Genomic DNA, 10,000 nt, shown 5'->3' with positions numbered 1-10,000 from the left:
ACGCCAAGGCGTAGGGAGGAGGTTTAGTGTCAGAAGCATCATCCCACGCTCCCCTCAAGGCTGATGGCCAGCAGCTTCTGCGCCTCGACGGCAAATTCCATCGGCAGTTCCTGCAACACTTCGCGCACAAAGCCGTTGACCAGCAGCGCCACCGCCTCTTCCTGCGACAGGCCGCGCTGCATGGCGTAGAACAACTGATCCTCGCTGAGGCGGGTCGTCGTCGCCTCGTGCTCGAACTGCGCCGAAGCGGTGTCGGACTCGACATAGGGCACGGTGTGGGCGGCACAGGTCTTGCCGATCAGCAGGCTGTCGCACTGGGTGAAGTTACGCGCCCCACCCGCCCTGGCGTGGGCGGAAACCAGCCCGCGATAGGTGTTGGACGACTTGCCCGCCGATACGCCCTTACTGATGATGCGCGAGCGGGTATTCTTGCCCAGATGGATCATCTTGGTGCCGGTATCGGCCTGTTGCATGCCATTGGTGACGGCGATGGAGTAGAATTCACCCACGCTGTCGTCACCGCGCAGGATGCACGACGGGTACTTCCACGTCACCGCCGAACCGGTTTCCACCTGAGTCCATGACACTTTCGAGCGCGCGCCCCGGCAATCGGCGCGCTTGGTCACAAAGTTATAGATGCCGCCCTTGCCCTCGGCGTCGCCGGGATACCAGTTTTGCACGGTCGAATATTTGATCGAGGCGTCTTCCAGCGCCACCAACTCGACCACGGCGGCATGAAGCTGGTTTTCATCGCGCATCGGCGCGGTACAGCCTTCCAGATAGGAAACGTAGGCCCCCTTGTCGGCGATAATCAGGGTGCGTTCGAACTGCCCCGTATTTTCCGCATTGATGCGGAAATAGGTCGAAAGCTCCATCGGACAGCGTACGCCCGGCGGCACATAGACGAACGACCCATCCGAAAATACGGCGGCGTTCAGCGCGGCGAAATAGTTGTCCGACACCGGCACGACCGAGCCGAGATATTCTTTCACCAGTTCAGGATATTCGCGTAAGGCCTCGGAAATAGAGCAAAAAATAACGCCCGACTTCTTCAGTTCTTTCTTGAAGGTGGTCACGACCGACACCGAGTCGAACACCGCATCGACGGCGTATTTCGGCGCCGTAGCGACACCGGCCAGCACTTCCTGCTCTTTGAGCGGGATGCCGAGTTTGGCATAGACGGCCAGCAGTTCCGGATCGACCTCGTCCAGACTGTTCAGTTTGGGCTTTGGCTTGGGCGCGGCGTAGTAATAAAGGTCCTGATAATCGACCTTCTGATAATGGACCTTGGCCCAGTCGGGCTCGTCCATCGACTGCCAGCGCTCAAAGGCCGCCAGACGGTAATCGAGCATCCATTGCGGCTCGTTCTTCTTGGCCGAAATGAAGCGCACGATGTCGGCATTAAGCCCCTTAGGCGCGTATTCCGTCTCGATATCGGTGACGAAACCGTGCGCATAGGTCTCAAGCTTTTGAACCGTTTCAATGGTTTCCTTGACCGCTGCCATCAGGCGCTTTCCTTTACTCTACCCGCTTGCCGGGCGTGATGCTTCGCATAGCCCGTGGACCAAACCTCTATGAATTGTTGCCAGTCGGCGGCGCTTGTCGTCCATCCGGACGAGACGCGCAAGGCCTTGTCCGCCACCTCAGAAAGCCCCATAGCCTCCAGAACGCGACTCGATTTGACCTTGCCCGACGAACAGGCCGACCCCGATGAGACGCAGACGCCCGCCATATCCATGTGGATAAGCTGAAGCTGCGCCGTCCAGTCAGGCACGGTGAAACAGGTAATTCCCGACGCGCGCGGGGCCTCTTCGCCCACAATGGTCGCACCGAGCGCCTTCAGGGCCGCCTCGGCCTCGGCCTGAGCCGCGTCACTGGCGGGACGCGCGTGGCGGGTGGCTTCGGCAAAACCGGCGATCCCGGCGATGTTTTCCGTACCCGCGCGATGGCCGAACTCCTGCCCGCCACCGGGAATGGCGGCGTGAATGTCGCGGTCCGCGCTGTAGATCAGCGCGCCCACGCCCTGCGGCCCGCCGATCTTGTGCGCCGCGAGCGACAGGCTATCGGCCCCCAACGCCTCAAAGTCGATCGCGACCTTGCCCGCCGCCTGCACCGCATCGACGTGCAGCCAGCCACCGGCGGCGTGGACCTGATCGGCGATCTCACGGATGGGGTTGATCACGCCCGTTTCATTATTAACCCACATGACCGCCACAAAGGGCTTGCCTCCTGCGTTCAACAGTTGATGCAAGGCCTCGGTATCGACTAAACCTGACCTGAGCAATGGCGCATAAGCCACGGGTAAACCATAGCTTTCGGCAGCCTTATAGACGCTGTCGTGTTCCCCAGCGCTGACGATCATTCGGTCAAAGCCGCGCGACTGACTGAGCGCCAGTTGATTGGCCTCTGTCCCCCCCGATGTGAAGACCAGACGCGCCGGACCGACGCCGTTGACGAACGCCAAAACGGCGTTGCGCGCCTCTTCGAGCCGCAGCTTGGCCTTGCGCCCAAGGGCGTGCACGGACGAGGCATTGGCCCCGATCTCCCACGCCCGGAGCATGGCCTCGCGCACCTGCGGCCGGATCGGCGAGGTGGCGGCATGGTCCAGATAGAGGGGCGCATTCGCCATCAGGCCAGTTCCCTCTGGGCATCGACCGGGAAACGGTTTTCGATCGTCACCCGCTTGCGCGTGCGCTTATGCACGACGTCGTTCAGCGATACGGTCGAAAGGTAGTCGTGGATGGCAAAGCCCAGATCTTCCCACAGATTGTGCGTCAGGCAGCGCTGACCGCCCGGCATACAGCCGATTTCGCGCGCCGCATGTTCCTTGGACAGACGTTTATTGGCCCCCAGCTTGTTAGACGTCAAAGCGCAGCGCGTCGCCTTGATCGGCTCATCGACGGCCAGCACGATTTCGGAGACAAACAGGGCATCCGCCGTCCGCGCCAGCGTGTAGCCGCCGCCGGGACCGCGCGCGCTTTTGACCAGCCCGGCCTTGCGCAGGCGGGCAAAGAGCTGCTCCAGATAGGACAGGGAAATCTGCTGACGCTCGGAAATTTCGGACAGGGATATGGGCTTGCCCTGCGCATTGAGCGCCAGATCCGTCATGGCCATGACGGCGTAACGTCCCTTGGTCGATAATCTCATGCCGTCAGTCCTGTGGCTGCCCTCGGCTAAATCGCAACAGGTCGATGAAAAACCTGCCCAAAGCCGAAAAGAGTGTGCTAAACGGCTTGCCTGATAAGGGGGCGCCGTCTTCCCTGCGCGGGACATAGTAATCCTGACTATTATAGTCAAGAATTATGCGCCGCACCATGACACATTTTATTACGAAACAAGGGTTCTATATGCCTGAAGTGATCCTCGCCGGTGCCGCCGGTCGAATTGAGGCCCGATACACCGCCGGAAAGACGGACAACGCGCCCATTGCCCTGATCCTTCACCCCCACCCCAAGGCCGGCGGGCACATGAATAACCCGGTGACGGCGCAGCTGTTCCACCTGTTTATGACGCGCGGCTTTTCGGTGCTGCGCTTCAACTTTCGTGGTGTCGGCAAGTCGCAGGGCGAATTCGATTCGGGCATTGGTGAGCTGGCCGATGCGGCGACCGCGCTCGACTGGCTTCAGGCCAAGAACCCGACGGCCTCGCAATTCTGGGTCGCGGGCTATAATTTCGGGGCCTATATCGGTATGCAGTTGCTGATGCGCCGCCCGGAAACCGACGGCTTTATCTCGGTATCGCCGCCAGCCAATGCCTATGATTTCAGCTTCCTGGCCCCCTGCCCGGCGTCGGGTCTGTTCATCAATGGCTCGGCCGATTCGGTGGTACCGCCGACCGAGGTCGAGCGCGTCGTAGCCAAGCTGCGCACGCAAAAGGGCATCACCATTGCCCACGAAGTCGTGGACGGCGCGGGCCACTTCTGGACCGAGCACCTGCCGGAAATCGAAGGCCGCGTCGGCGGTTACCTCGACCGCCGTCTGGCCGGTGAACTGGAATAGGGGTTAAAGGACGCTTCGGCGTCCTTTTTAATGGCGAAACCAAAGTCCTGTGGCCAATTTTGTTTTACCACAGATGACACAGATGACCGCCAAAAGGCGGTCACACAGATGGGCTGAGCAAGTGGCCAAAGTCTCAAATACAACTCTAAATCTGTGAGAGGCCCGCCTTGCGGGCCGCATCTGTGGCCATCTGTGGAGAACACTCAGGCGCTGCGGCGTGCGCTTTCGGGGCGATAGGTGACCCCACCGGTCAGCGGCGTCTTCACACCCGTCGTGCCGGGGAAGGAAATCGGCAGGCCTTTCAGCGACCGCGCGGCCATATAGGCAAAGGCCTCGGCCTCGATCGCGCCGCCGCGCCAGCCGAGGTCTTCGGCGATACGCACCGGCGCTATGTCGGCCAGACGCTCACGTAACACCTTGACGAGGTGGCGGTTATTACGGCCGCCGCCGCACAGGACGATGGCCGAAGGAGTCACGCCCGCGCGCACGATCTCATGGCGCAAGCTTTCGACGGTAAAGGCCATCAGAGTTGACATACCGTCTGCGTGGCTGAGGTGGCGCACACGCTCCAGCGTAAAATCGTATCGGTCCAATGACTTGGGTGCCGGGGCTGCGAAATAAGGGTGGCTCAGATACTCGGCCACAATGGCCATATCCGCCCGGCCTTGTGCGGCCACCGCGCCATCTTCATCGAACCATTGGCCGGTGTGTTGCCGCATCCACTGATCCATCAGACCGCTGGCCGGGCCGGTATCGAGCGCCGTCAGGCCGTCCTCGCTAATCACGGTGATATTGGCAACGCCCCCCAGATTGACAACGACTACGGGCAATTCCAGACCGGCCTTCTGCGCCAGTGCGCGATGATAGACGGGCGCCAGCGGGGCCGCCTCACCGCCCGCTTCGATATCGGCGCGGCGGAAGTCGCAGACGACGGTCAGGCCGGTTTTTTCGGCCAGATAGGCCCCATCGAACAACTGCACGGTCCGTCCCGGCACGCCGTCCTTTGGCCGTTCGTGCAGTACGGTTTGCCCATGCACCCCCAGGGCATCAAAATCCCGAATATTCAGACCGTTTTCGCTTAAAAACTGACCCAGGGACTGAAGATGATAGTCGGCGATCACGCGCCGCGCTCTGGCGAAACTGTCCGGTTCCGCCGCACCACGCGGCCATTGGAGCGCGTCCTTTGTGGCGGCCTCCAGAACGGCGCGGACCTCAACGGGCATGGGTTTTTCGGCAAAGGGCCCGAAGCTCAGCTCAGCCTCACCGTCAGTGTCCAGCACCGCCATGTCGATGCCGTCGAGCGAGGTGCCGGTCATAAAGCCGATGATTTTCATGCGAAAAGCCTATGGAAAAGCGGGGGCTACGTGTTAGACGCAACTTGCACGCAAACCCGCGTGACAGCAACATCGTTAGAGACATGACCTCCTTCAAATCCGATTTCCTCAACGTCCTCTCGGAGCGCGGTTTCATCCACCAGTGCACGGACGCGGAAGCCCTCGATACGCTGGCTTCTGCCGGACCGATCACGGGCTATATCGGCTATGATGCCACGGCTTCGTCGTTGCACGCCGGGCATCTGGTGCAGATCATGCTGCTCTACTGGCTGCAAAAGACGGGCAACAAGCCGATCGTCCTGATGGGCGGCGGCACGACCAAGGTCGGCGACCCGACCTTCAAGGACACCCAGCGCCCGCTTCTGACCGACGAACAGATTCAGTCGAACATGAACGGCATCAAGTCGGTGTTCAACAGCTTCCTGACCTTTGGAGACGGCGCAACCGACGCCATTATGGTCAATAATGACGACTGGCTGTCGGGCTTTGGCTATATCGAATTTCTGCGCACCTTCGGCACGCACTTCACCATCAACCGTATGCTGACCTTCGACTCGGTCAAGCTGCGCCTTGAGCGTGAGCAGCCGATGACCTTCCTCGAATTCAACTACATGCTGATGCAGGCGGTCGATTTCCGCGAACTGAACAGCACCTATAACTGCGTCCTGCAAATGGGCGGTTCGGATCAGTGGGGCAATATCGTCAATGGCGTCGAACTGACGCGCCGCCTGAACCAGAAAGCCGCCTTTGGCCTGACCACGCCGCTTTTGACCACCGCATCGGGCGCCAAGATGGGCAAGACGGTGGGTGGTGCTGTGTGGCTCAATGCCGACGCGCTGTCGCCCTATGACTACTGGCAATACTGGCGCAACACCGAAGACGCCGATGTCGGCAAGTTCATGCGCCTGTTTACCGACCTGCCGATGGACGAAATCCGCCGCCTCGAAGCCCTGCAAGGGGCCGAAATCAACGAGGCGAAGAAGATTCTCGCCGACGCGGCCACGCGCCTGGTGCACGGCGAAGCGGCGGCCGCCACGGCCCGCGACACAGCGCAGAAGGCCTTTGAACAGGGCGTGCTCTCCGCCGACCTGCCGACGGTTGAAGTGGCCCGCGCCGAACTTGAGGCCGGGATCATGCTGGCGGCCCTGACAACGAAAATCGGTCTGACCCAATCGAACGGCGAAGCGCGTCGTCTGGCTCAGGGCGGTGGCCTGCGCGTCAATGACACGGCCATCACCGACGGCAATCAGGCCGTGACTCTGGCCGATCTCAATGCCGACGGCGTGATCAAGGTCGCTCAGGGCAAGAAGAAGATTGTGCTGGTCAAGCCGGTTTAAGCGCCAGCATCCCCCCTGAGATCAGGGGAGGTGCTTCGCCAAAGCGTTGAAAGGCCGGAGTTCACGCTCCGGCCTTTCCTTTTGGCTCCCGATGACGGGGTGTGGGGCCTGCGGCCCCACAAATCCTGAGCCTTTTCTGACTTAACTGTCACGCGGCGAGGTCACATCGACCGGCGGCAACGGGTCTTCGTGTTTTTCATCCAGAATGCGTCGCAGGAAGCCCGGCAGGACCAGCGAGAACGGGTTGATCTCGGCCTGCGGCGTGCCAAAGCGGCCCTTGAGGCGGTATTTAAGGCCCAGCACGCCCTCGCCGCGGTTGGAGGTCAGGGCGTCGCCAACCAGTGGAATGCCAGCAAAGGCGGCATTGACGCCATAGGCCGGGATCAGGGTGCCGTGATAATCCATGGTCTGTTGGCTGAAATCCTGCGCACCCCAGACATTGATGCGCAAAGCGTCGCCCTTGGCCCAGCCGTTGCGGATAAACAGGTAATTGTCGCGGTAGCGGATGGGGAATTCATAGTCGTCGAACTTGATACCGGCCCCGGACAGGGTGTCGGACAGGCCGCGCAGCGAAGCCAGAGTCAGCACTTGACCCAGAGCCGGTATCTGCTTGACGCGGATGTCTTCGCCTTTGAGCGTGGCGTCGATCTGACCATTGCGATAGACGCCTTCGATCACGGCATCACCGCCCGACAGGCGCTTGTCGCCCAGGGCGGTCGCCACGAGGTCACCGAGGTCATCGGCTTCGAAGGTAAAGGCCGTGTAGTCGTTTTGCGGCTTGAAATCGAGCGTCACCAGCGAGCCAAGGCGCGTCAGGGCCGAGCCTTCGCCGGCAATCACATTGCGTCCGTCCCACCCGGCCTTCAGTTCGACTTCGCTGAAGACGCCGTCCTGTGAGGTGCGCACCGCGCTGATGTCCACCAGCAAGCGCACGGGCCGGTTAAGGTGCGGCGCGGTGTTGGCCGTTGTCGCCGGGGCGCGCGGCAGCTCAGCCGCGGTGACCGGGCGGGCGTCGGTGACGGTCGGCTGGGTGCGCGGCGGATTGAACCACGGCCGCACATCAAGGCGTTTTCCGCGCAGGGTCAGGGTCTGCACCCCTGAGGCGTCAGCGGGCGACAGCCGCGCGGTTAAATCTGCGAAGTCTTTAAGATAGAGTTTTGAAAAATCGACATAATCGACTTCGCCCGACTCTTTCACCGACACCTTCCCCTCGACCTCCAGACGGTCGCCGGTGGCGCGAATACGCGGCATGTCGAGGCCGCCGCCGCTGCGTTCATCGAAGCTGATCGACAGTCGGGCCGCCTCACCCACCGGCTTGACCCAGTCGCTGCGTGCCAGTTGCAGCCGCGTCGGCGTGGCGTCGATATCCAGCACCGCCGCCGAAATCTGGGCCGGAGACAGGGCGCCCAGCGTGCGGTTTTCCGTCTGATAGAGGTTGAGTTCAAACCCGACCTTACCGTCCAGTTCAAGGCTATGGCTGACATAGCCGAGCCGCCCCAGAAACGCGCGGTCCACCGTCCCCCCGATGCGCGCCCACGCCTTGGGCGGGCCGAACAGGAAGCTGGTCCCATCGCTGTCGGGCAGGTCAAATGTCAACAATTGATCGCCGATAAACACATCGCCGTCTATGCCGCGCACGTCCTGTTCCCAGCGCGCAAACACGGGCAGGGTTTCCTGTGGATTGAACCAGGCGCGCGGCAGGCCCAGTGCATACATCTGCTCCGGCGTCAGGCGCGTGGTCAGGGTGCGCTTGGGCGGTTTGTCGCCTTCATCGGTCCAGTCGAGGACGGAGTTGATATCGCCCACACGGATGCGGGCTTCGCGCGACTCGGCATCGAGCCCGATATTGACCGTGAGCGGCCGCGTCTCACTGAAATAGGGCAAGGCCCCCAGGCCCAGCAACCGGGCGCGTTCGGGGGAGATATTGGCCTTATAGACCAGTCGCGGATGCTGGCTGTCGATATAGGCCAGATCGCCGGAAAAGCCTTCGGCCTCCACCTCACCCGTCCACACGTCACCCGACCGGCGCAGACGGATGTCGGTGGGAATTTCGGGACGGAAGCGCCCGAATATGGGCAGGCCCTGCCCCTTCATACCGTCGCTCAGCGTATTGCCGGACAGGACGACCTGCGTCGGGCGCGGCTCCGGGCCATCCCAGTTGACCGTGCCATTGAAAATATCGGACTCGATGCGGCCCTTGCCGATATTGTTGAACAGCTCCAGTTGCCCGCGAATGGCGACGCGTTTGGTGGGCGAGCCGCCAAACTGCCGCGCATTAAAGCTGCCCGTGAAGTCGATATATTGCATGGTCGGCTCGAACTGCGTCCGATAGCCGATCTCACCGGCATAGGGGCCCAGTTTGGCCGGGCCGCGCACCTCAAGGCGGTTGGCCAGATAGTCGCCCGTCACCGTCAGGTCGCCTTCGACAATGTCCCAGCCCAGCGCCGCCTGTTTGAGGCCGGCATTGCGGATCTTGCCCGAAAAGGTCAGGTCGAGGTTCTTGAGCGTCAGATTGTCAAAGGTCGGAAAGCGGATATCGAGCCGCGTTTCGGCGTCGCCGCTCAGACGATCGCGCGTCAGCCCTTCCTTTTGCAGATGCCCGCCGGTCAGCGGGTCAATGGCTTCGATCAGTTGCGCCGCCCCGCTTTGCGCCGTCAGCCAGATATGGGTTTCGGCCCTGGGCGCGCGGCGCTTATGGAACTGCGGCACGGAGACGCCGCCGCCGGTCAGCGGCACCTCGACCAGATGGCCACCACGCAGGCTGAGGTCGAAACTGGTCCCCTGCAACAGGCCCGTCCCGTAAAGCCCGGTGGCGTCCTGCAGGCGGCTATCGACACTGAGGCCCATGTCGCGGAAGCCAAAGGTCAGGCGCAGGTCCTCCTTTTCCAGATAGCCGTCGCGGAAATGACCCGGCGGGGCTTTCAGCACGAAATCGGCGTTGGAATAGGTGCCGCCCTTGATACGGCGGATCAGGTCGCCGCGGGTGATCGGCGTCAGGTTTTCCGGCCAGAAGGCGAACACCACCTCCTTGCGGAAATCGCCGTCGATGCGCGCCGTCAGATCAGCCCCCAACTGTCCCTTATCGTCCGTATAGAGCCGCCCCTTGGTGGTCAGCGGTGCATCCACCAGCAGCGCCTTGCCCGACTCGATATCGAGTTGCCGCAGGTCAGGCGTAAAGGTGCCCTTGAAATGCACCTCGGTCAGGGTCTGGGCCGGGAAGTCATCGGCCAGTTGCCCGGTAACGCGCGGCCCGGCGAAGTCAAAATGCACCGCCATCTTGCGGTCGCGCTTGGGGTCTTCCGGGGTCATGAACACGCGACCCGACAGGTCG

At 61.9% G+C, this 10,000-nt stretch carries 7 protein-coding genes; 2 read left to right on the top strand and 5 right to left on the bottom strand.

Features of this window, described 5'->3' with window-relative positions; all coding sequences use genetic code 11:
* Window positions 1-38: 38 nt before the first annotated feature.
* The 3 genes from sufB to LDL37_RS04280 are packed head-to-tail and all read right to left on the bottom strand — an operon-like array spanning window position 39 to window position 3,147.
* Window positions 39-1,505, bottom strand: a complete 1,467-nt coding sequence (sufB, locus tag LDL37_RS04290) for a Fe-S cluster assembly protein SufB (protein ID WP_290794862.1) — start codon at window positions 1,503-1,505, stop codon at window positions 39-41.
* Complete coding sequence (locus LDL37_RS04285) at window positions 1,505-2,629, bottom strand: cysteine desulfurase family protein (RefSeq protein ID WP_290794858.1); 1,125 nt, start codon at window positions 2,627-2,629, stop codon at window positions 1,505-1,507. The genes sufB and LDL37_RS04285 overlap by 1 nt, the downstream gene beginning before the upstream one ends.
* The gene (locus LDL37_RS04280) at window positions 2,629-3,147 is read right to left on the bottom strand and encodes an Rrf2 family transcriptional regulator (protein ID WP_126423900.1); all 519 of its coding nucleotides are present in this window, start codon (window positions 3,145-3,147) and stop codon (window positions 2,629-2,631) included. The genes LDL37_RS04285 and LDL37_RS04280 overlap by 1 nt, the downstream gene beginning before the upstream one ends.
* 200 nt (window positions 3,148-3,347) lie before the next feature.
* Here LDL37_RS04280 and LDL37_RS04275 point away from each other — a divergent pair, with 200 nt between their 5' ends.
* Window positions 3,348-3,998 carry an alpha/beta hydrolase gene (locus LDL37_RS04275; RefSeq protein ID WP_126423901.1) on the top strand — a complete coding sequence of 217 codons (651 nt, stop codon included), beginning with the start codon at window positions 3,348-3,350 and terminating at the stop codon, window positions 3,996-3,998.
* A gap of 203 nt (window positions 3,999-4,201) precedes the next feature.
* Here the strand turns inward: LDL37_RS04275 and LDL37_RS04270 are convergent, their stop codons facing one another.
* Entirely contained in the window at window positions 4,202-5,332 is a 1,131-nt protein-coding gene (locus tag LDL37_RS04270; RefSeq protein WP_290794852.1) for an anhydro-N-acetylmuramic acid kinase, read from the bottom strand.
* Between the two features lie 83 nt (window positions 5,333-5,415).
* On the opposite strand from LDL37_RS04270, the gene tyrS reads away from it, so the two are divergent.
* Window positions 5,416-6,669, top strand: coding sequence for a tyrosine--tRNA ligase (gene tyrS, locus LDL37_RS04265; RefSeq protein ID WP_290794848.1), 1,254 nt, complete (start codon window positions 5,416-5,418; stop codon window positions 6,667-6,669).
* A 141-nt stretch (window positions 6,670-6,810) separates the two neighbouring features.
* On the opposite strand, the gene LDL37_RS04260 is transcribed toward tyrS, so the two are convergent.
* The coding region (locus LDL37_RS04260) for an AsmA-like C-terminal region-containing protein (RefSeq protein ID WP_290794845.1) at window positions 6,811-10,000 on the bottom strand (3,190 nt) is incomplete at its 5' end.

The organism is Asticcacaulis sp. (assembly GCF_020217185.1).
Lineage (GTDB): Bacteria > Pseudomonadota > Alphaproteobacteria > Caulobacterales > Caulobacteraceae > Asticcacaulis.
The sequence above is the reverse complement of the archived record's forward strand: the minus strand, read 5'-3'. Positions and strand labels throughout refer to the sequence as shown.

What these genes read in the sequence shown, in the direction of transcription:
- sufB (WP_290794862.1), bottom strand. Translation starts at nt 1,505, where the DNA reads ATGGCAGCGGTCAAGGAAACCATTGAAACGGTTCAAAAGCTTGAGACC.
- LDL37_RS04285 (WP_290794858.1), bottom strand. Translation starts at nt 2,629, where the DNA reads ATGGCGAATGCGCCCCTCTATCTGGACCATGCCGCCACCTCGCCGATC.
- LDL37_RS04280 (WP_126423900.1), bottom strand. Translation starts at nt 3,147, where the DNA reads ATGAGATTATCGACCAAGGGACGTTACGCCGTCATGGCCATGACGGAT.
- LDL37_RS04275 (WP_126423901.1), top strand. Translation starts at nt 3,348, where the DNA reads ATGCCTGAAGTGATCCTCGCCGGTGCCGCCGGTCGAATTGAGGCCCGA.
- LDL37_RS04270 (WP_290794852.1), bottom strand. Translation starts at nt 5,332, where the DNA reads ATGAAAATCATCGGCTTTATGACCGGCACCTCGCTCGACGGCATCGAC.
- tyrS (WP_290794848.1), top strand. Translation starts at nt 5,416, where the DNA reads ATGACCTCCTTCAAATCCGATTTCCTCAACGTCCTCTCGGAGCGCGGT.